General features: G+C 59.3%; 18 protein-coding genes and 1 pseudogene. 8 read left to right on the forward strand and 11 right to left on the reverse strand.

Annotated elements, in window-relative coordinates; all coding sequences use genetic code 11:
• Positions 1-251 precede the first annotated feature (251 nt).
• Positions 252-1,178 (reverse strand): ABC transporter ATP-binding protein, encoded by a 927-nt coding sequence (locus F451_RS0108770; RefSeq protein WP_020680990.1) that lies wholly within the window; start codon positions 1,176-1,178, stop codon positions 252-254.
• A gap of 336 nt (positions 1,179-1,514) precedes the next feature.
• On the opposite strand from F451_RS0108770, the gene F451_RS0108775 reads away from it, so the two are divergent.
• A complete protein-coding gene (locus F451_RS0108775; protein ID WP_026291615.1) occupies positions 1,515-1,943 on the forward strand; it encodes a CBS domain-containing protein in 429 nt (142 codons plus the stop codon).
• A 311-nt stretch (positions 1,944-2,254) separates the two neighbouring features.
• Positions 2,255-3,277, forward strand: a complete 1,023-nt coding sequence (locus tag F451_RS0108780; RefSeq protein ID WP_020680992.1) for an LLM class flavin-dependent oxidoreductase — start codon at positions 2,255-2,257, stop codon at positions 3,275-3,277.
• An 87-nt stretch (positions 3,278-3,364) separates the two neighbouring features.
• Here the strand turns inward: F451_RS0108780 and F451_RS0108785 are convergent, their stop codons facing one another.
• The 6 genes from F451_RS0108785 to F451_RS0108810 form a co-directional block, all read right to left on the reverse strand.
• A complete protein-coding gene (locus tag F451_RS0108785; protein ID WP_020680993.1) occupies positions 3,365-4,267 on the reverse strand; it encodes a hydroxymethylglutaryl-CoA lyase in 903 nt (300 codons plus the stop codon).
• The gene (locus F451_RS0108790; RefSeq protein ID WP_020680994.1) at positions 4,267-6,273 is read right to left on the reverse strand and encodes an acetyl/propionyl/methylcrotonyl-CoA carboxylase subunit alpha; all 2,007 of its coding nucleotides are present in this window, start codon (positions 6,271-6,273) and stop codon (positions 4,267-4,269) included. The genes F451_RS0108785 and F451_RS0108790 overlap by 1 nt, the downstream gene beginning before the upstream one ends.
• A gap of 122 nt (positions 6,274-6,395) precedes the next feature.
• Positions 6,396-7,190, reverse strand: a complete 795-nt coding sequence (locus F451_RS0108795; protein ID WP_020680995.1) for an enoyl-CoA hydratase/isomerase family protein — start codon at positions 7,188-7,190, stop codon at positions 6,396-6,398.
• A gap of 25 nt (positions 7,191-7,215) precedes the next feature.
• The gene (locus F451_RS0108800; protein ID WP_020680996.1) at positions 7,216-8,823 is read right to left on the reverse strand and encodes a carboxyl transferase domain-containing protein; all 1,608 of its coding nucleotides are present in this window, start codon (positions 8,821-8,823) and stop codon (positions 7,216-7,218) included.
• Between the two features lie 30 nt (positions 8,824-8,853).
• Complete coding sequence (locus F451_RS0108805; RefSeq protein WP_020680997.1) at positions 8,854-10,020, reverse strand: isovaleryl-CoA dehydrogenase; 1,167 nt, start codon at positions 10,018-10,020, stop codon at positions 8,854-8,856.
• 373 nt (positions 10,021-10,393) lie between these two features.
• On the reverse strand, positions 10,394-10,945 hold the full coding sequence (locus F451_RS0108810; protein WP_020680998.1) for a TetR/AcrR family transcriptional regulator: 552 nt from the start codon (positions 10,943-10,945) through the stop codon (positions 10,394-10,396).
• A gap of 237 nt (positions 10,946-11,182) precedes the next feature.
• Between F451_RS0108810 and F451_RS0108815 the strand changes: the two genes are divergently transcribed.
• The 3 genes from F451_RS0108815 (at position 11,183) to F451_RS0108825 (ending at position 14,181) form a co-directional block, all read left to right on the forward strand.
• Complete coding sequence (locus tag F451_RS0108815) at positions 11,183-12,826, forward strand: AMP-binding protein (RefSeq protein ID WP_026291616.1); 1,644 nt, start codon at positions 11,183-11,185, stop codon at positions 12,824-12,826.
• A 78-nt stretch (positions 12,827-12,904) separates the two neighbouring features.
• The gene (locus F451_RS0108820; protein ID WP_020681000.1) at positions 12,905-13,336 is read left to right on the forward strand and encodes a PaaI family thioesterase; all 432 of its coding nucleotides are present in this window, start codon (positions 12,905-12,907) and stop codon (positions 13,334-13,336) included.
• Between the two features lie 29 nt (positions 13,337-13,365).
• Entirely contained in the window at positions 13,366-14,181 is an 816-nt protein-coding gene (locus F451_RS0108825) for an alpha/beta fold hydrolase (RefSeq protein ID WP_020681001.1), read from the forward strand.
• Between the two features lie 15 nt (positions 14,182-14,196).
• Here the strand turns inward: F451_RS0108825 and F451_RS0108830 are convergent, their stop codons facing one another.
• Both F451_RS0108830 and F451_RS0108835 read right to left on the reverse strand, forming a co-directional pair.
• Positions 14,197-14,814 carry a response regulator transcription factor gene (locus tag F451_RS0108830; RefSeq protein ID WP_020681002.1) on the reverse strand — a complete coding sequence of 206 codons (618 nt, stop codon included), beginning with the start codon at positions 14,812-14,814 and terminating at the stop codon, positions 14,197-14,199.
• A gap of 59 nt (positions 14,815-14,873) precedes the next feature.
• Positions 14,874-16,433 (reverse strand): PAS domain-containing sensor histidine kinase, encoded by a 1,560-nt coding sequence (locus F451_RS0108835; protein ID WP_020681003.1) that lies wholly within the window; start codon positions 16,431-16,433, stop codon positions 14,874-14,876.
• A 403-nt stretch (positions 16,434-16,836) separates the two neighbouring features.
• Between F451_RS0108835 and F451_RS0108840 the strand changes: the two genes are divergently transcribed.
• Positions 16,837-17,145, forward strand: a complete 309-nt coding sequence (locus F451_RS0108840; protein WP_020681004.1) for an Ada metal-binding domain-containing protein — start codon at positions 16,837-16,839, stop codon at positions 17,143-17,145.
• Between the two features lie 128 nt (positions 17,146-17,273).
• A complete protein-coding gene (locus F451_RS0108845) occupies positions 17,274-17,888 on the forward strand; it encodes a class I SAM-dependent methyltransferase (RefSeq protein WP_020681005.1) in 615 nt (204 codons plus the stop codon).
• Between the two features lie 42 nt (positions 17,889-17,930).
• Here F451_RS0108845 and F451_RS28805 read toward each other — a convergent pair.
• Both F451_RS28805 and F451_RS0108850 read right to left on the reverse strand, forming a co-directional pair.
• A pseudogene (locus F451_RS28805) lies at positions 17,931-18,041 on the reverse strand (DUF2726 domain-containing protein); the annotation flags it as partial.
• 51 nt (positions 18,042-18,092) lie between these two features.
• Positions 18,093-19,043: an acyltransferase family protein gene (locus F451_RS0108850; protein WP_020681006.1), complete on the reverse strand. Its 951-nt coding sequence runs from the start codon at positions 19,041-19,043 to the stop codon at positions 18,093-18,095.
• Positions 19,044-19,557: 514 nt separating this feature from the next.
• Here F451_RS0108850 and F451_RS0108855 point away from each other — a divergent pair.
• The gene (locus F451_RS0108855) at positions 19,558-20,025 is read left to right on the forward strand and encodes a nucleotidyltransferase family protein (protein ID WP_020681007.1); all 468 of its coding nucleotides are present in this window, start codon (positions 19,558-19,560) and stop codon (positions 20,023-20,025) included.
• Positions 20,026-20,101: the final 76 nt, after the last annotated feature.

Raw genomic sequence — 20,101 nt, forward strand, 5'->3', positions numbered from 1 at the left:
GGCCGAATGTCAAACTTATAGATCGCCGCGATGCCGTAAATATTCATGTGTGTTTCCGTACGTGACTGATGCCTTGGCAAATTTGATTGGTAATCCCGGTGCGCGGCCGAATGTCAAACTTATAGATCGCCGCGATGCCGTAAATATTCATGTGTGTTTCCGTACGTGACTGATGCCTTGGCGAGGTTGATTGGTAATCCCGGTGCGCGGCCGGATGGCAAATTTATAAATCGCCGCGATGCCGTAAAGATTCATGCCTGTTCTCTCACCAGGTTGACGAATATATCTTCCAGAGAACTCTGTTTTGAATGCAGGTCCTTGAAGTCCAGCCCCTGTGCGCTGAGCGCGCGCATCAGTTCGGTAATACCGGTGTTTTCATGCTGGGCATCGAAGCTGTAGGTCAGCTGCTGGCCATCGGCACTGAGCTCAAGGTTGAATGGCGCCAGTGTGGCCGGCAGGGCGTCGAGGGGCGTCTGCAGCTGCAGGAGCAACTGCTTGGTGCCGAGCTTGTTCATCAGGGTTGTTTTGTCATCTACCAGAATCAGCCGACCCTTATTGATGACGCCGATGCGGTCGGCCATCTCTTCCGCTTCCTCTATGTAATGCGTGGTAAGAATGATGGTGACCCCCCGCTGCTGCAGACCACGTACCATGTTCCACATATCCCGGCGCAGTTCTACATCCACGCCGGCGGTGGGCTCATCGAGGAACAGAATGCTGGGCTCATGGGATAGCGCCTTGGCGATCATGACCCGGCGTTTCATGCCGCCCGATAATGCCATGATGCGTGAGTCCCGTTTGTCCCAGAGTGAGAGCTGGCGCAATAGCTGCTCGATATAGTCAGGGTTGGGCGGCTTGCCAAACAGCCCGCGGCTGAATTTGACCGTCGCCAGTACGTTTTCAAACGAATCGGTGGCCAGTTCCTGGGGCACGAGGCCGATATTGCTGCGGGCGGCGCGGTACTCGGTCCGAATATCGTAACCGGCGGCAGTGACCGAGCCCCGGGTCGCATTAACGATGCCGCAGATGATGCTGATCAGCGTGGTTTTGCCGGCGCCGTTTGGACCCAGCAGCGCAAAAATCTCGCCGCGCCGAATATCGAGACTGATATCGTGCAGCGCGGTGAATCCAGAGGCGTACGTCTTGTTGATGTTTTGAACCGAGATAACGTCCTGCACGCGGGCTCCTTGCATGGCAGTGAAAATAGTCTGTTCGACAATGGCCAGACAGGAGTGTAACCCATCGAGCCGCGGGACAGGGCTTCAACATAGCTGTCAGCGGGCGGGCCATAGGCTATGTTTTAACAGCAGACTGGAGTTGCGCTACTTCTGCGCTACAACTGCACTTTATTGACATGAGGCGCGGGAATTTTCAGAAGGTGGCCAGGCAGTTGCGATCACCGCGAATCGTCTGCTATTTTTGTGCAGTGCACAAAAGATCGCCACGCGGTGGGTATAGCCAGGCAAGAACTATATGCCAGCTGATACCAGACCGACCAGACCGAGGTTAGGACAATGGAAGCAGGTTCGATACGTGAGTACATGAGCACCGATTTTGCCATCATTACGCCTGAAATGCCGGTGGTCGAGGCATCGGCAAAACTGATACAGAAGGCCATGCTGGGTGGGCCTGTCGTGAACGAAAACCGCGAGCTGGTGGGTTGGATCTCCGAGCAGGAATGTCTGCAGGTGACGATTCAGGTGGTATACCACAATCAACGCATTGCCAATGTCAGGGATATCATGCGAACGGACGTACTGACGGTCTCGCCCACGGATCATCCGCTGGAGCTGGCCCGGCAGATGCTGAGTTCCAAACCCAATGAAAAACCCAAGTCCTACCCGGTGGTGGATAGTCAGCGTCGGGTTATCGGCGTCATTACAAGACGCCATATTCTGAAAATGCTGCTGAACAAAATGGCCGAGTTGTCGCACCCCGGCTAACACGCGGGCGCGGGCAATCCTGGCGGCATTGCCCTTGTGTGCGCTTGATTCTGTTCATGACAATGACCAAAAACGGTTATGTTCATACCCGTTCCTGCGCTTTGTGCCCCACGCGCCAGGCAAGGTGATGCGCAGGCACACGTTCGCGCACAACGGCATCAAGATCACCTGGAAACGGCTCTGTCTGTGGGAAAATATGCCACCTCGTTGTCGAAGGGAGGAGGCCTTGCGGTGCGGGCAGAACATAAGTGCCTGCTGCACCGGGCGGCTACATTCTTAATTCTCAGCTATTGATTCGGGTTCCCTCTGTTATGACGCTCAAGCTCACCGTTATCGACCAGTCACCGGTACCTGGCAAGCCACAACCGTTGTCTGCCGTGGCACTTTCGGCAAAGCTGGCTCAAGCCTGCGACCGCGCGGGCTATGCCCGTTACTGGGTGGCGGAACATCACAACAGCCTCAACTTTGCCGGTCCCAGCCCCGAAATTCTGATCAGCCATATTGCCAGTATTACCGAGCGTATTCGGGTGGGGAGCGGCGGCGTGATGCTGCCGCACTACAGCCCCTATAAGGTGGCCGAACAGTTCAAGCTGCTTGCAACGCTGTTTCCCGAACGGATTGATCTTGGCATCGGCCGGGCGCCGGGCGGGGATGGCCTGGCCAGCCATGCGCTGGCGTACCCTTATGCGCAGGCGCGTGAAGACCACTATGCCCAGCAGGCGGCCTTGCTGAAGGGCTTTCTGACAGGGAGCATTCCCGATCATCATCCGTACCATGAGTTACAGGTCATGCCGGATGAGCGCCCCTGTCCAGAACTCTGGATGCTGGGTTCCAGTGGCGGCAGCGCACACCTCGCAGGGCAGGTGGGGATGAAGATGGCACTGGCACTGTTTATCGGTCCCGAAGACAGGCCCGTGAGCATTGTGAAGGACTATCAGAACGCCTGGCGCGAAGCCGCGCATGCGGGCGATCCCCAAACGCTGATCGCGGTCTCCGCGGTCTGCGCCCAGACGCGGGAAGAAGCCGAATATCTGGCCGCCTCCCAGGTGTACTGGAAGGTAAAGGCGTTTCGCCACGGCGTGCGAGATGCCATCATGTCTCCCAGTGAAGCGCTTGATTGCAAAAACAAGCTTGGGCCCTCCGACCAGGCGTACTTCGATCAGACCCTGGCGTCCGTTGTCTGTGGATCACCGCAGGAGTGCCTGGTGCGCCTGCAGAGCGTGGGGGAGCGCTATGGCACCGATGAGATCGGTCTGGTGACCGTCACCCACGATTTTGAACACCGGCTATGCAGCTACGAGCTGCTGGCGGCGCAGAACGGCACTGCATTGTAGGAGCCGGTCTCCGGGCGAATGGCGTCTGGTGCCCCGCGGGGACTTGGAAGCAGATCATTCGCTCGCGGAGCAAGCTCCCACAGGCTGCTAGTCGTTACAGGCCATTGCCTGGCCCACCTTGGAGCCATTTACGCGGCCTAGCTGAGCGGAGATCCAGTTGCCGGTTAGTACCAGCTGCTGCAGGTTCACGCCGGTATTTATGCCCATTCCCTGCAACATGTAAATCACATCTTCACTGGCGACATTGCCGGAAGCCCCCTTGGCATAGGGGCAGCCGCCCAGACCCGCCACGGATGCGTCCACCACGGCTAGTCCCTCTTCCAGCACCGCATAGAGGTTGGCCAGTGCCTGACCGTAGGTGTCATGGAAATGCGCCGCCAGCTGGTGGATGGGAACATCCCGGGCCACGGCTTCGAGCATGTGCTTGGCCTTGAGCGGCGTACCGGTGCCAATGGTGTCCCCAAGCGATATTTCATAGCAGCCCATGTCCAGCAGTTCACGGCAGACCGCTGCCACCTGGGCCGGCGCAATGTCGCCGGCGTAGGGGCAACCGAGCACCGTCGACACATAGCCACGTACCCGTATGCCGTTCGCCCCGGCCGCCTCGATGACAGGCGCGAAGCGGGTGAGACTTTCGGCGATCGTGCAGTTGATGTTCTTCTGCGTGAAGGCCTCGGAGGCGGCAGTGAAGACTGCCACCTCGTCGACCCGGCTTGCCAGTGCGGCTTCAAAGCCCTTCAGATTGGGTGTCAGCGCGGCATAGGTGACACCCTTTCGCCGCTCAATACCCGCCATCACCTCGCGGGCATCCCCCATCTGCGGTACCCACTTGGGTGAGACAAAGCTGGCGGCCTCGATATGGCGAATGCCGGCGGCAGCCAGGCGCTCGACAAGCTCGATCTTGACCGCCGTGCTGATGTGGGTCGCTTCGTTCTGCAGGCCGTCCCGTGGGCCCACATCGACCAGTCGAACAGTGTTTGGCAGGGCCATCAGCAGGCCTCCGGGGTTGCTGTTTGGGCTTCTGTTTCCAGCGATACCAGTTCTGCGCCATCACCGACCAGCTCGCCTTCGGCAAAGTAGACCGCACTGACAACGCCATCCTTGGGTGCTCGAATACTGTGTTCCATCTTCATGGCTTCCATCACCACCAGGGTGTCGCCCTTGCACACCGTTTGGCCAGGCTCTACCAGCACGGCAACCACGGCGCCGTTCATCGGCGCGGTGAGCGATGCCTCGGTGTGATGGTCCGCAGCGCCGAAGCGTTCGACATGGAGCTGGCAGACAAACTGTTCGCCCTGGTCCATCAGCGTGAGCTGTGCCTGGTTGCGGTAACCGTAAACGGTACGCCGGTGCCCGTTGATGATGATATTCAGGGTGTCGCCATTCAGGCTCGCAGCGACCTTGTAGCGGGCACCGTCCAGGGTGATCTCGTAACCGCCGTCCTGTTCCAGGATGCTCAGGTTATGCAGCTGATCGCCACAGGCGAGCTGCATGGGCCGCGCGAAGCTCGAGTTGAGGCGCCAGCTGTTCTGGCGTGCAAAGGGCGAATGGGGGTCATTGCCACCGCGGAGACCGGCCTTGTCGCTTTCGAGAAAAAAGCAGGCGGCCATCAGCAGGCTTTCGGTCGGGTCGAGCTTTGCCGGCGGAAACAGCAGCGCCTGGTGCTTGTCGATGAAGCCGGTATCGAGGTCTGCGGCCTTGAATGGCGCAGCCAGAGCCAGGTTACGCAGGAAGCGCACGTTGGTCTTGAGCCCGGCAATGCGGTATTCACCCAGGGCCTTGGCCAGGCGCGCCAGGGCCCGCTCGCGGTTATCGTCCCAGACAATCAGCTTGGCGATCATCGGATCGTAATAGACGCTGACCTCATCGCCCTCGATAACACCGGTATCGACCCGTACATCAGGCGATTCGGTGGGGGGGCGCAGGTAGCTCAGGCGTCCGGTGGCCGGCAGAAAATCGTTGTCCGGATCTTCGGCGTAGATACGGGCTTCAAAGGCGTGGCCGTTGATGCTGATTTCGTGCTGCAGCAGCGGCAGGGGTTCGCCCGCGGCGATCAGCAGCTGCCAGTGAACCAGGTCCTGGCCGGTAATCATCTCGGTGACCGGGTGCTCCACCTGCAGACGGGTGTTCATTTCCATAAAGAAGAACGAACCGTCGACGTCGTAGAGAAATTCGACGGTGCCGGCGCCCACATAGTCGATGGCCTGGGCGGCGAGTACCGCCGCTTCACCCATGGCCTTGCGGGTCGCATCGGACAGCCCCGGTGCCGGTGCCTCCTCGATCACTTTCTGGTGACGGCGCTGCACCGAGCAGTCGCGCTCGGCCAGGTAGACGCCGTTGCCCTGGCTGTCGCAGAACACCTGGATCTCGACATGGCGCGGCTGGGTCAGGTAGCGCTCGATCAGCATGTCCGGATTGCCGAAAGCGTTTTTGGCCTCGCGGCAGGCCGAGGTCAGGGCTTCATCGAATTCGGCCAGGGATTCGACCACGCGCATGCCCTTGCCGCCACCGCCGGCGACGGCCTTGAGCAGCAGCGGAAAACCGCATTTTTCGGCTTCCTTTTTGAGGACGGCCGGTGTCTGGTCATCACCGTGATAGCCGGGCACCAAGGGTACGCCGGCATCCTGCATGATCGCCTTGGCGGCGGATTTGGAGCCCATGGCGGCAATGGCGGATGCCGGCGGGCCGATAAAGGCGATGCCGTTGTCTTCACAGGCGCGGGCAAAGGCCGTGTTCTCGGACAAAAAGCCGTAGCCCGGATGGATAGCCTGGGCACCCGACTGTTTCGCGATCTCGATGATCTTGTCGGCGCGCAGGTAGCTTTCGCTGCTGGGGGCGGGCCCCAGCAGAAAGGCTTCGTCGGCCATGGCAACATGGCGGGCGTTGATATCCGCCTCGGAGTAGACGGCAACGCAGCGAATCCCCAGACGATGGGCCGTTTTAATCACCCGGCAGGCGATCTCTCCACGGTTGGCAATCAGAATCTTGTTAAACATGGTGAGTCTCCGTGTCGAGATCGCCTGCAGCTGCTGCGCAGCTCATGCGAACTGGCTTCGCCGCTGCACCGCTACGCGGGCGGTCGCCACGGTTGGCAATCAGAATCTTGTTAAACATTTGCCTATTCCTCGATCCAGTTCGGGGCGCGTTTTTGCAGGAAGGCACTGAGCCCCTCCTGGCCTTCTTCGCTGACACGAATATCGGCGATGCGCCGGGCGGTATCGTCGATCAGGGCCGCATCGATGGGTTTCTGACTGACGGCGAACACCAGTTCCTTGGCCGCGTGCATGGCGCGGGGGCCGTTGCGGCGCAATGCCTGCACGATGGTAGCGCAGGCGGTATCAAGGGCGGCGTTATCCTCGACGACCTCATGCACCAGGCCGTATTGCTGCGCCTGTTCGGCGCTGAACGCTTCGGCGCTCTGGAAGTAGCGCCTGGCCTGGCGCTCACCAATGGCCCGCACAACATAGGGGCTGATGGTGGCCGGAGTCAGGCCAATGCGGACCTCGGACAGACAGAACCGGCTGGCCTGGGTGGCGATGACAATATCGCAGCACGCGGCCAGGCCCACGGCGCCACCATAGGCCGCGCCCTGTACCAGTGCGATGGTCGGCTTGCTCAGGTTGTTGAGCACGGACATCAGGCCGGCGAGCCCCAGGGCATCCTGCAGGTTTTCGTCATGGCTGTTGGCGGCCATGCGCTTCATCCAGTTGAAGTCGGCACCGGCGGAAAAATTCTTGCCGTTGGACGCCAGTACCAGTACCCGCACCGCGGGGTTGGCGTCCAGCTCGCGCAGGTGTTCGGTCAGGCGCTGGATAATGACATCGTCAAAGGCGTTGTGAATCTCAGGCCGGTTCAGCGTGAGGCGGGCAACGCCATTGGACTGAATGTCGAGCAGAACGGTTTCGTGGCTCATGTCTCTCTCCGTTATATCCAGTGCGTTACATTCTGAACACGCCAAATTTGCTGTCGCTCACCGGCTTGTTCAGCGCCGCCGACAGGCCCATGCCGATCACATCCCGGGTCTGGGCCGGGTCTATGACGCCATCGTCCCACAGCCGGGCGCTGGCGTAGTACGGGTGGCCCTGGGCGTCGTACTTGTCCGTAATGGGTTGCTTGAAGGCCTTCTCTTCGTCGGCGGACCACTGCTTGCCGTCGCGTTCCAGTCCATCGCGCTTGACGGTTGCCAGTACGCCGGCAGCCTGTTCGCCACCCATGACCGAGATGCGGGCATTGGGCCACATCCAGAGGAAGTTGGGGCTGTAGGCGCGGCCGCACATGCCGTAGTTGCCGGCGCCAAAGCTGCCGCCGATCAGCACCGTGAGCTTGGGCACGTCGGCGCAGGCCACGGCGGTCACCATCTTGGCGCCGTGCTTGGCGATGCCTTCGGCTTCATATTTGCGGCCCACCATGAAGCCGGTGATGTTCTGCAGGAACAGTAGCGGGATCTTGCGCTGGCAGCACAGTTCGATGAAATGGGCGCCTTTCTGGGCGGATTCGGCGAACAGGATGCCGTTGTTGGCGACGATACCCACCGGGTAGCCATGGATATGGGCAAAGCCGGTGACCAGGGTGGTGCCGTAGAGCTGTTTGAATTCGTCGAACTCGGAGCCATCCACCAGGCGGGCAATGACATCGCGCACGTCAAACGGCTTTTTCAGGTCGGTGCCGACAATGCCGTACAGTTCCTCGCTGGCGTACAGCGGCGCCTGTACCGGCTTGATGGCCAGGTCCATGGGCTTGGTGCGGTTCAGGTGGGCGATGCAGTTGCGTGCAATCTGCAGCGCGTGGACATCGTTTTCCGCATAATGGTCCGCGACACCGGATACGCGGCAGTGCACATCGGCGCCGCCCAGGTCCTCGGCCGAGACTTCCTCACCGGTGGCGGCTTTCACCAGCGGCGGGCCCGCCAGAAAGATGGTGCCCTGGTTGCGCACGATAATGGACTCGTCCGCCATGGCCGGCACATAGGCGCCACCTGCGGTACAGAGCCCCATGACCACGGCGATCTGGGCGATGCCCTTGGCCGACATGCGCGCCTGGTTGTAAAAGATGCGCCCGAAATGGTCGCGGTCCGGGAACACCTCATCCTGCTGCGGCAGGTTGGCACCGCCCGAATCCACCAGGTAGATGCAGGGCAGGTGGTTCTGCTCGGCAATTTCCTGGGCCCGCAGGTGCTTTTTCACGGTCAGCGGAAAGTAGGTGCCGCCTTTGACGGTGGCATCGTTGGCAATGATCATGCATTCGAGGCCGGATACCCGGCCGATGCCGGTGATGATGCCGGCCGCCGGTACATCCTGCTCATACACTTTGTAGGCCGCCAGCTGAGACAGCTCGATGAAGGGCGAGCCGTCATCCAGCAGGCGGTTGATGCGCTCGCGCGGCAGCAGCTTGCCCCTTGCGGTGTGGCGCGCCTGGTAGGCGGGGCCGCCACCCTGTTCCACCGTGGCAACTTTTTCGCGCAGATCGCCCACGGCCCGGGCCATGGCGTCGAACTTGTGACGGTACTCGTCGCTACGCGGGTTGATCTTGGACTGTAACTGAGTCATGACAGAATCCTCGAAAGCCTGAAGGGACGCTTACTTGTTGAGAAACAGTTCGCGGCCAATCAGCATGCGGCGGATCTCGGAGGTGCCGGCGCCAATCTCGTACAGCTTGGCATCACGCAGCAGGCGACCGGTAGGGAATTCGTTGATATAGCCGTTGCCGCCCAGCAGCTGGATGGCATCCAGCGCCAGCTTGGTGGCGTTTTCCGCCGAATACAGGATGGCGCCGGCGGCGTCCTTGCGGCTGGTTTCGCCGCGCTGGGCGGCCAGGGCCACCATGTAGACATAGGATTTGGCGGCATTCATCAGGGTGTACATGTCGGCGACCTTGCCCTGCACCAGCTGGAATTCGCCGATGGCCTGACCAAACTGGCTCCGCTCGCGGATGTAGGGCACCACCACGTCCATGGCCGCCTGCATGATGCCCAGCGGGCCACCGGAGAGAACCAGGCGCTCGTAATCGAGGCCACTCATCAATACCTTCACACCGCCGTTAAGCTCACCGAGGATGTTTTCCTTGGGCACGATGCAGTCCTGGAATACCAGTTCGCAGGTGTTGGAGCCGCGCATGCCCAGCTTGTCGAGTTTCTGGGCGCGGGAGAAGCCGGCAAAATCGCGCTCGATGATAAACGCCGTGATGCCGTGGGGGCCCTTGGCGTGGTCGGTCTTGGCATAGACCACATAGACGTGGGCATCGGGACCGTTGGTGATCCACATCTTGTTGCCGTTCAGCACGTAGTGGTCGCCATTGTCGCGGGCAGTAAGCTTCATGGAAACCACATCGGAGCCGGCATTGGGTTCGGACATGGCCAGGGCACCGATGTGCTCGCCGCTGATCAGTTTGGGCAGATACTGCTGTTTCTGCGCTTCGCTACCGTTACGGTGAATCTGGTTGACGCACAGGTTGGAGTGGGCGCCGTACGACAGGCCGATCGACGCCGAAGCGCGGCTGATTTCTTCCATCGCTATCACGTGGGCCAGGTAGCCCATGTCAACACCGCCGTACTCTTCCTTGACGGTAATGCCGAGCAGCCCCATGTCGCCGAACTTGCGCCACAACTGGTTGGGGAATTCGTTCTTGTGGTCGGTTTCCTCGGCCAGCGGGGCGATTTCCTGGGCGGCGAAGGCGTTCACCTGTTCGCGCAGCATGTCCAGTGTCTCGCCCAGTCCAAAGTTCAGTTCAGAGTATTGAGAAATCATTTTTGCCGGCCCTCGCAGTGCGGGAATATTGGATACGGGAAAACCCGCGTAAAAATTAACTATACGCTATCGTATGTTCGCTTATTCGCCATGTCAATACGGGTGCGTATTTTTGAAATTGATACCTGTCTACAAGCGTAGACCAGGGGATCACAGGTTTGGTGCACCCTAATAGCGGCACAAGGCAACGGGATGGCGGTTAAGTTGCGGCGGGCTGTGCGCAAAAAGGCGCACCTAAACAGGCATGGGGCAGAAAGGTAAAGGCCAGGATTAAGCACCAGCTAAAGAGCTGGCTTCACGTGAGTCAGTGGTGCGTTGGGGCGATTGAGGACGTGTTGAGCCCGGATTCAGGCTCAGGATGCACAGGCGTGGCTTAGTCTTCGATCAGGAAGCGGGTGCAGTGCTGCTTGATCTTCTTCGGGTCCAGGCTGCAGCTGCGATCATTCAGCAGGCTCTGGCCGAACACAAAGGCATAGAACAGGTAGGCGCGGGAATAGGCTTCCTCGGCCGACAGCTTGAGTTTGCCAAAGAGCCCGGACACACACTTGAGGCGCTCTTCATCCACGGACTGCACGGCATCTGCCGCCTGGCTGTCGACGCGGGCCCAGCCTCGCACCGCCAGCTCAATGGCATTGCCCCGGGGGTTGGCGTTGTCGGTGTAGAGGCGAATCAGGTATTTGAGCGTATCGGCGGCATGCTCTTCATCCCGGGTCTGCTCATGAATGATCTCGATACGGCGCAGTCGCCATTGCTCCAGCATGTTTTGCAGCAGCTCGTCCCGATTGCGAAAGTGCCAGTAGAAACCGCCCTTGGTAACGCGCAGCCGTTTGGCCAGCCCTTCAATCTTGATGCTGTCGACTCCACCTTCGGCCAGCACCGAAAAGGCTTCGTTGATCCACTGGTCGCGGCTGAGTTTGACGTTCATCTTCTATTCCCTCGATACGCTCTGGCACAGGGTACCTCAAAAGCCAAATATTCGTAAGCGTATGGACTTGTCGAGCGGGGGTTGCTGCACACTTTTTTGAAAACTTGGTATTTACGTTTACGTCAACAAGATGTTACTAATAGGGGAATTCCCGTATTTCCTTGTTCATGGGTCGAGCGTGTTCACGGCGCTCGATATGGACTGGCCTGACAACACTAATAAGCGAGGCAGGGCATGATGAGCGCTCAAGCGTATGCAACATTCAACAGTGATTTCACGCCGGCACAGGTGGAGGCACAGCTGATCGGCGACCTGACAACGGGTTTCAATGTGTGCGAGGAAATCTGTGATCGCTGGGCCGACGGTGATCGTATCGGTCTCTTCTACGAGGGGGTCGAAAGGCCCGCCAGTCAGCACAGCTTTGCCGAGCTGCGTGAAAAGGCGGCGCGCTTTGCCAACTATCTCAGTGCCCAGGGCATTGGCAAGGGCGACCGCGTGGCGGGATTGCTGCCGCGCACGCCCGAACTGCTGGTCGTGATTCTGGGAACGCTGCGCGCCGGTGCCGTGTACCAGCCGCTGTTTACCGCCTTCGGCTCCGGCGCCATCGAGTACCGCCTTGAACGGGCAGGCACACGGCTGGTGGTGACCGATGGCGCCAATCGCAGCAAACTGGATACGGTTAAGGGCTGTCCGCCCATCCTGCTGGTGGGGCGTGACTCGGCGGCGGCCGATTATGCCGCGGATGCCGATTTTTCAACCGAGCTAGCCGCGCAGTCCGACTGCTTTGAGCCGGTGCGCATCGGCGCGAATGAACCCTTTCTGCAGATGTTTACCTCCGGGACCGTGGGCAAGGCCAAGGGCGTTGCCGTGCCGGCCCGCGCGCTGATGTCGTTCTATGTCTATATGCGTTATGCCGTGGGACTTGAGCCACAGGACCGGTACTGGAATGTAGCGGACCCGGGCTGGGCCTATGGCCTGTACTACGCCGTGGTCGGGCCCTTGCTGCTCGGCAACGCAACCCATTTCAACGAGAATGGCTTTACCGCCGAAAGCACCTACGACATGATCCGCAAGTACCGCATCACCAACCTGGCGGCGGCGCCCACGGCCTACCGGCTGCTGATGGCCAATGATGATGGCAAGGATGAAACACTGGGACTGCGCCTGGCCAGCAGTGCCGGCGAAGCGCTGAACCCTGAAGTCATCAGCTGGGTGAAGCGTCGCATGGGGTGTCCGGTCATGGACCATTACGGCCAGACCGAAACCGGCATGACCTGTTGCAATCATCATCAGCTGCAGCACCCGATTCGGGTCGGCTCCATGGGCTTTTCGATGCCGGGCCACCGCGTTGTGGCGCTGGATACGGACTGCAACGAAATCACGGAAGGCGAAGTTGGCCAGCTGGCGGTCGATACCTCCCAGTCCCCGCTGTTCTTTTTCCAGGGGTATACCTGGGGCGAGAAAGATCCGTTCCACGGCCGTTATTACCTCACCGGTGACGTGGTGATCAGCCATGGTGACGGCAGCTACTCCTTCACCGGCCGTGATGACGATATCATCACCACCGCGGGTTACCGGGTGGGACCGGCCGATGTCGAGAGTACCCTGCTGGAGCACCCGGCGGTGGCTGAAAGCGGGGTGGTAGGCAAGCCGGATGTGAAGCGCGGTTCCATCATCAAGGCGTATGTGGTGATCAAGGCCCATGTCGATGCCTCTGCAGCCCTGGCCGATGAGCTGAAGCAGCTGGTCCGCTCGCGCCTGTCGACCCACGCCTTCCCGCGCGAGATCGAATTTGTTGAAGCGTTGCCCAAGACGCCGAGCGGCAAGATCCAGCGTTTTGTGCTGCGTAATCAGGCCCGGGAAGAAAGCGAAGGGGTGTAGCCGCAAGGCTGCATGACGCCTGCGCCGCGGTTATCAAGGGTGCCCGCGGTGTTCGTCCATCCAACAAGGAGAGAGATCATGCCGGTACTGGATCTGCAGCAGTTGAATCAATTTCTGGCCGAACACTTCCCCCAGGGGGACCAGTACGGCGCCCTCGAGTCAGTGGGGCGGGGGGCGGCGGTCATGCGTCTGGCCGTGTCGGATCAGCACCTGCGCCCCGGCGGCTCGGTGTCGGGCCCGGCCATGATGGCGCTGGCGGATGTCGCGGTGTATGCCGCGCTGCTGACCCGCATCGGCCCGGTGCCGCTGGCGGTGACCAGCAACCTGAATATCAGTTTCCTGCGCAAACCCCTGGCTAACGCCGACCTGATCGCCCGGGCGCGCATGCTCAAGGTCGGCAGAGTGCTGGGGGTTGGCGAAGTCTTTATGTACTCAGGCGAAGCGGCGGCGGCCGAGGGTACCGATCCCGTGGCACATGCGACCCTGACCTATGCCATTCCGCAGGCCTGAAGTCGCCGTGGTAATAAAAGGAGATGACCATGACAGTTGAGTGGAGCACGCGTCAGCTGGAACTGGAGCAGGGCGTAAGCATTCGTGCCCTGCACGGTCGCCACGGTGCACAGGATGCGCAACGCCCGACCCTGGTGCTGCTGCATGAAGCCCTGGGGTGTATCGCCATGTGGAAGCAGGTGCCGCAGCGCCTGGCCGCGCTGACCGGCTGCGATGTATTTGTCTACGAACGCCGCGGTTATGGCGGCTCAAGTCCGATCAGCCTGCCACGCCCCGACGACTACCTGGAGCAGGAAGGGCGAGACTGGCTGCCCCGGGTGCTCGACAGCGCCGCGCTTGGCCCGGTGATTCTGGTGGGCCACAGTGACGGCGGCTCCATTGCGCTGGTGGCGGCAGCGGTACTTGGTGACCGGCTGCACGGACTGGTGACAATGGCGGCGCACATTTACATCGATCATCTGACCCTGGCGGGCATCAGTGATACGGTGGCCCGCTACCGGGCTGCGGGCAGTGATCTGCCTGAGCGTCTGGCGCGCTACCATGGCGAGCGCACGGATCTGTTGTTCCGCGCCTGGCATGAAACCTGGGCCCGCCCGGCCTATGCCGGTTTCGACCTCAGCCCCTGGCTGACGGATATCCGCTGCGAGGCGCTGATCATGCAGGGCGAGCAGGACCAGTATGGCGTGGCAGAACAGGTTACCGACATCTGTGCCGGCATCGGCCCTCGGGCACGACCGCTGCTGCTGTCGGACTGCGGCCATGTGCCCCATCTTGAAGCGCCGGAGCCCAGCCTGCAGGCGATTGCCGACTTTGTCGCCGGTTGTGTTGAAAGGCGGCCCGCATAGCCTGTAAACGCTGTTTTATGACGGGATGCCCAGTTGCGCGGCCAGTGTCACGAGCACCGGCAGACTGCCGGCCTGCATCTTGTTCATCACCCGCGAGCGGTGGACTTCCACCGTCTTGGGGCTGATGCCCAGGTCTTCGGCGATTTCGCGATTGGCTCTGCCCGTCACGACCAGCGCCATGACTTCCTTTTCGCGCCGGCTCAGGCTGTCGTAAAGACCGCGGGTGTGTTCCAGCTGCCGGCTCTGCTGATGCAGTTCAGCGGCCTGTTTGAGCCCCTGGTTTACGCGATGCAGCAGCAGGGCATCGTCAAACGGCTTTTCGAGAAAATCCATGGCGCCATTTTTAATGGCCGTGACCGCCATGGGAATGTCACCGTGCCCGCTGAGCACGATAATCGGCAGCTGGATGCCCTTTTCGAGCAGCATCTGCTGCAGCGCCAGGCCGTTGATCTCCGGCATGCGCACATCTAGTAACAGGCAGCCGGGGCTGCCGTCGTAGGCATCAAGAAAGGCACGGGCACTGTTGAAACTGGTAACGCTGAGGCCTTCTGACTCAAGCAGCCACTGCATGGATGCGCGGAAATCATCGTCGTCGTCGACGATAAAAACCGTCCCGTCCGGTGGAGTCTTCATAGCTAATCCTGAATAGTGAAATAGATCGATTGCCGCTGTTGCGTTGCGCCTTCGTCCGCTCAGGGCCAGTGATCCTGATGCCGGCTGACAGGCAGCCTGAACTTGAACACCGTGCCGCTATGGCCGTCGCTCTGTGCCCACAGCTGGCCGCCATGGCTCTCAATAATGGTTCTGGAGATGGCCAGCCCCATGCCCAGCCCGCTGGGTTTGGAGGTAAAGAACGCATCGAACAGCTGGCTCAGGGCTTCGGCACTGACGCCCTTGGCACGGTCGGTAATGGTGACTTCGATGTAGCCCTCATCGCACCGGCTGCTAATGTTAACCGTTCGCTGCGGCTGCTCACAATCGCTATAGGCCTCAATGGCATTGCGTATCAGGTTTAGCAGCACCTGCTCGATCTGAATCCGGTCGGCCGTGAGGCGCGGATCGTCCGGGTCCAGATCGAAGCTGAATTCTATCTGGTTGTCCCGGGCTTCCTGGTGCAGAAAGCCGGCCACATCCTGGCAACTGTCGTTGATTGGAAACTCAATGCGCTGGTACTCGGTGCGTTTGACGTAGCTGCGAATGCGCTTGATGATTTCTGCGGCGCGCCGCGCCTGCCCGCTGATCAATTGCATGGCCTGCAGTGCCTGCTCCAGGCTAAGTGTCTTGCCGTCTTCGGCGCGGCGCAGGGTGCCACGACAATAATTGAGGATGGCCGCCAGCGGCTGGTTGATCTCATGCGCCAGTCCCGTGGCCATTTCCCCGACCGACAGCAGACGCGACATGTGCGCCAGCTCCAGTTGCTGGCGCCGTGCAGCATCCTCGGCCTTGCGCTTGAGCGTGATATCGCGGCCGATGATGGAGTAGTACTCCACCCGCCGGTTTTCAACATGGTTACGGTGCGCGATGATTTCGCGAATCTCAGCGATGCGCGAATCCTTGCCGGGCGGGAGCTGCAAGGCGATGCTGCCATACCAGCAGCCGTGCTGGGCGGCATGCTCAAGGCCTGCGAGCAGCAGGCTGCTGTAGGTGTGGGCATCGACCAGCTGGCGCAGGTTGATGGCAATGCCGCCGTCCTGTCCGCTGCCAAGGGTGGTTGAGGCCGCCTCGTTCAGGTAGGTCAGCTGCAGCGTGCCCGGGGCACAGAACATGATCATGTCGGAGCTGGATTCAACCACGCGGGCCAGGCGGCGGGTGGCGCGCTGGGCCTGTTCCCGTGCAGTGACATCGCGGGATACACAGATGATCTCGACCCGCTCGCCGCTGTCCGCGCGAATGGTGCGGCTGGTGGTTTCGAGCCAGACATAGTGGCCGTCCTTATGGCGATAACGGTACACGTTGGTGTACAGGCCGCCACGGTAGCTGACAGACTCCGAGCGCTTGATCAGGTTATCGGCGTCATCGGGGTGAAACAGGGCCCGGCCCGGCGTACCGATGAGTTCTGCCGCCCGGTAGCCCAGCAAACGCTCGACAGCGGGGCTCACGTCCACGTAAGTCCAGTCGGGCGTGGGCGTATGGCGGGATATCATGTCGGTGGACTGTTCCGCCAGCAGGCGATAGCGCTCTGCCTCGCGGCGGGCTTCATCGAGTTCTGCGAGCAGTGTGTCGTGCTGTGCTGTAGTCAGGGGCAGGGTCATGGCGCTTTCGGTTTGAACGAAATTAAGGTCGACGCTTTAGTTCCCAGTGTACCTAATTCACTAAGGGAATACCCTTGTAGCGTTACCGTGGCGCCTGTACCTGTGTTTCTGTTGATGGTGGGGATCCCAGACGCGGGCGTGCGGCTTCCGGGATGCGGGGTGCCCGCCGCAACGCTACCAGCAGCGTTACCGGAAACCGAAGGAGGCTGGTCCGCGGGGAGGATCGGGTGTTCGGTAAAGTCTGATTCGCCCACAGAGTGGGCTCCTACATGAGGGAGGTGCAGCATTCAAACTGGCACGGCTACCTGCAATGGGCCAATATCTAGCGATTGTCGGCTGACGGATACCGCGTATCGCCTCACACAGTACCGCGCATGCTCAATGCGGGGTGCCCGGAAATGTTATGGATAAGGGAATCTTCATGAAAACCTATAAATTATTGGCTGCTGATGGGACGACGATCGCTAGCGAAACGCCGGGAACTCTGGGAGGGAACTCGAATGCTGGCATATATGGCCGATTGGATTGCTCTGCAGCCAATAGGGCCCTCTCCAAAGGCTATGACCAACACCGCGTGTTTTTCGCGAGCGAGCAGGATGCTATTCAAGCAGGCTACAGGCCATGTGGCAGATGCATGGTTGCAGAATACAAAGAGTGGAATTCTGGCCCTGCGGGCAAGGAAAGCTATCCTTGGAAAAAGTTTCCTAAATAACAAGGCATAACCAGTCGCATCAGTACGCGGACCGTGCCCGCTGAATGCACTCTAGCGCGCCGCTCTGCTCAGCTTTTAAAGTATTGCTATGGTCAAAAATGGATTCAATGCCGCAAGGAGGATTTTAATTGAAAGACTCAAAAGCATTCTGGGACAAGAGCGCGCCTCGCTACGCTAAAAGAGCCATTAGTGACCAAGCCGCCTATGAGAAGAAGCTCTCCATCACTCAGGAGTACCTTCAGCAGGACTGGTCTGTGCTGGAGTTTGGCTGCGGCACGGGTAGTACGGCCATTATCCATTCCCCCTGCGTTCGGAAGATTGTGGCCATCGATATATCCGCAAAGATGCTGGAGATTGCGCAGCAGAAGGCAAAAGATGCATGCGTTGACAATATAGAGTTCCTGCAAGGAACGCTGCAGGAATTAGCGTTTGCCCCGGAAAGCTTTGATGCGGTTCTGGGGCTTAACATATTGCATTTGCTTGAGAATGCAGACGCCGCTGTCGCCAAAGTGTATGCGTTGCTCAAACCCGGTGGCGTGTTCGTTTCCAGTACGGCCCTGATTGATGAGATGAATGTTGCCTTGCGACTGGTCATTCCGCTCATGCAGTTTCTGGGGTTGGCTCCGCATGTTCGCCGCTTCAGTAAGAAAGAGCTTTTATCCATGCTCACGAAAGCAGGCTTTGTGATCGATAAGGAATGGCAGCCCGATAAGAGCTCTGTCTTTATTGTTGCCAAAAAGTAAATCTTGCCAGGGCTGCTTCGGGTGAGGGCGTGTTGATAGCTGTCACCTGAGGGGGCGAATTCCTCGGCATTGGGGATATTGCGAGCAGCCCCAGAATTCCTGACCTGCATTGGGCCGCTGGCGCGCTTTTCGCCTCACCATGGGAGAAGCGCACCTCGGGCATGCAGAGGCATCTGCGGCGGTCGCGGGTGGGGTTAGTTACTGCTAGCCAATGCGAAAACGCGGTATGCGCTGATCCAGCCGGTTGATCTGGTATGCAAGCACAAGTATCAGTGCCATATAGATCATGATCGCCAGCCATGCAGGCAGCCCTGGATCTGTCAGTGTGGGCACCAAAAACAGGAACGGGTAGTGGACCAAAAACAGTGGAAAGGCCAGGTCGCTGAGCATGCGTATGACACGGCTGGCCGGGAGCCTTAACCGGAACCAGGTGGCTTTGGGCAGGATCAGCGCCAGGTAGAGACCCAGTCCAAACTCAAACAAGCGGCAGGGCGGGAACCAGTCTCCGGGGCGCCCCGGCATAAATCCGTACTGCCGGTAAAGCCAGCCTTGCGTCTGCTCCAGCAGTGACTGATCCACAAAGGGAATACCCCACTGGCCCACGTAATAGCGCGAGGCCAGGCTAATACAGAAAAGGGCGGCAAGCGTTTTGTGCGGCCAGCGCTGCATGCAAAGCAGCATCAGCGGGCACAGCGCATACAGGCTCACGATGAGCCCGATGAACCAGCTCGGTGGATTGTAAGGCCCGCCCCAGAGCCCCATCCAGGCATAAAAGCCGCTCAGGCTGCCGAGCAGGTCGGTGGTAAAACCATTGGGGTAGAATACAGGCATATCGCCCTGCAGTAAGCCGTTACTCAAGGCGTAGCCCAGCACGGATAGCGGCAGAACCAGCAGGTACACCGGGTAAATCCGCATGACTTTTCTCAGCAGGTAAGTCGGGTAGCTTTCCCGGCGTGAGGCATCACTCAAACCCGCCAGAATGCCCGAGAGCAGCAGAAAAATGGTCACCCCGACGCCGCCGAGGCTGACAAAATAGATATTCTTCCAGCCAAAAAAATCCCCACTGGCCTGGCCCAGCAGCTGTCCGAAATGGGCGATAAACACCAGCACAATGGCAAAAATGCGCAGGCTGTCTAGCAGGATCGAACGGTTCATAATGCAGGCCAGCCCTCATGTTGTGAATGAATGGTTGGCGTATTCTAGCCATCGCGTATGACAGTTCCGGGGGGAGCAGGATGCGTAAGTAAATGTCCGTTCTCGGGGATATCGCGCAAGGATCGGACTGATGTGTCCTAATGGTGTTGCCGGGGACATCATCAGCTAGCCCACGACACCCGTGTCCGGTTTTATCTATCTAGGCCACGTCGAAGGTCGTGCGTTGCGTGAAGCAAGAAAGCGAAAGGTTTACCTCACCTGTATTCGCCGTTAATCTCTTTGGCAACGGCTATCGTGCAAGGAATGCAACTAGATACGTTTCTAAAATTTCGTCATTTGTCATTTACGCCAGAGAATCTAGATTCAATTGAGCGGTATTTAGCTATTGTGAAAGAACATACATTTCGAATCAGAGAAAGATTGGCGGCGATACGTGCTTATAGGCTTTCGTATGGTGAATAAATTATGCCTAACACCCTTGAGGCCAAGCGTTATGCATTCAAGAGGAAAACCCATGGCAGTTGAGGCATTGGAGTGGATTTCCAGCCTTTTAATCGAGAAAGAAATTCCCTTCGCCGTTTGTGGTGGCCTAGCAGCCATTGGCTACGGTTCAACACGCCCACTCAACGACATAGATATCTTTGTTCCTGGTAAATATTTCCAAATGGTGGTATCGGCTGGCTCCGAGCATATCTCCAAACCAGCCAAGCACTATATCGGCGAGGGCTGGGATCTTGAGTACGTCCAGTTTATCTATCAAGGTACTAAAATTGAGGTTGGAAACGCGGAGGGTGTACGAATCTTCGATGCCGCTAAGGACCAGTGGGTTCCGTTAACGATCAACTTCTCCCACATCAGCTATGTAGCTGTTCTCGGGGTCGATGTTCCGCTCATGTGGGCCAAGGATCTCATCAACTACAAGCGCGTTCTAGATCGAAAAGTAGATCGAGAAGACATCGAGGCAATTGAACCACATGCATAACGAATGCATGTCAGTCGGACTGGTCCTTCGCTTCGCGCCAAACCAGCCGCAAAGACGAACGATATTCACAGGGAGG

It is taken from the genome of Marinobacterium rhizophilum DSM 18822, assembly GCF_000378045.1.
GTDB classification, from domain to species: Bacteria; Pseudomonadota; Gammaproteobacteria; order Pseudomonadales; family Balneatricaceae; genus Marinobacterium_A; species Marinobacterium_A rhizophilum.

Bases quoted from the DNA above. Each gene is read 5' to 3' on its own strand.
- F451_RS0108775 (WP_026291615.1), top strand. From the start codon at position 1,515: ATGGAAGCAGGTTCGATACGTGAGTACATGAGCACCGATTTTGCCATC.
- F451_RS0108780 (WP_020680992.1), top strand. From the start codon at position 2,255: ATGACGCTCAAGCTCACCGTTATCGACCAGTCACCGGTACCTGGCAAG.
- F451_RS0108785 (WP_020680993.1), bottom strand. From the start codon at position 4,267: ATGGCCCTGCCAAACACTGTTCGACTGGTCGATGTGGGCCCACGGGAC.
- F451_RS0108790 (WP_020680994.1), bottom strand. From the start codon at position 6,273: ATGTTTAACAAGATTCTGATTGCCAACCGTGGAGAGATCGCCTGCCGG.
- F451_RS0108795 (WP_020680995.1), bottom strand. From the start codon at position 7,190: ATGAGCCACGAAACCGTTCTGCTCGACATTCAGTCCAATGGCGTTGCC.
- F451_RS0108800 (WP_020680996.1), bottom strand. From the start codon at position 8,823: ATGACTCAGTTACAGTCCAAGATCAACCCGCGTAGCGACGAGTACCGT.
- F451_RS0108805 (WP_020680997.1), bottom strand. From the start codon at position 10,020: ATGATTTCTCAATACTCTGAACTGAACTTTGGACTGGGCGAGACACTG.
- F451_RS0108810 (WP_020680998.1), bottom strand. From the start codon at position 10,945: ATGAACGTCAAACTCAGCCGCGACCAGTGGATCAACGAAGCCTTTTCG.
- F451_RS0108815 (WP_026291616.1), top strand. From the start codon at position 11,183: ATGAGCGCTCAAGCGTATGCAACATTCAACAGTGATTTCACGCCGGCA.
- F451_RS0108820 (WP_020681000.1), top strand. From the start codon at position 12,905: ATGCCGGTACTGGATCTGCAGCAGTTGAATCAATTTCTGGCCGAACAC.
- F451_RS0108825 (WP_020681001.1), top strand. From the start codon at position 13,366: ATGACAGTTGAGTGGAGCACGCGTCAGCTGGAACTGGAGCAGGGCGTA.
- F451_RS0108830 (WP_020681002.1), bottom strand. From the start codon at position 14,814: ATGAAGACTCCACCGGACGGGACGGTTTTTATCGTCGACGACGACGAT.
- F451_RS0108835 (WP_020681003.1), bottom strand. From the start codon at position 16,433: ATGACCCTGCCCCTGACTACAGCACAGCACGACACACTGCTCGCAGAA.
- F451_RS0108840 (WP_020681004.1), top strand. From the start codon at position 16,837: ATGGATAAGGGAATCTTCATGAAAACCTATAAATTATTGGCTGCTGAT.
- F451_RS0108850 (WP_020681006.1), bottom strand. From the start codon at position 19,043: ATGAACCGTTCGATCCTGCTAGACAGCCTGCGCATTTTTGCCATTGTG.
- F451_RS0108855 (WP_020681007.1), top strand. From the start codon at position 19,558: ATGGCAGTTGAGGCATTGGAGTGGATTTCCAGCCTTTTAATCGAGAAA.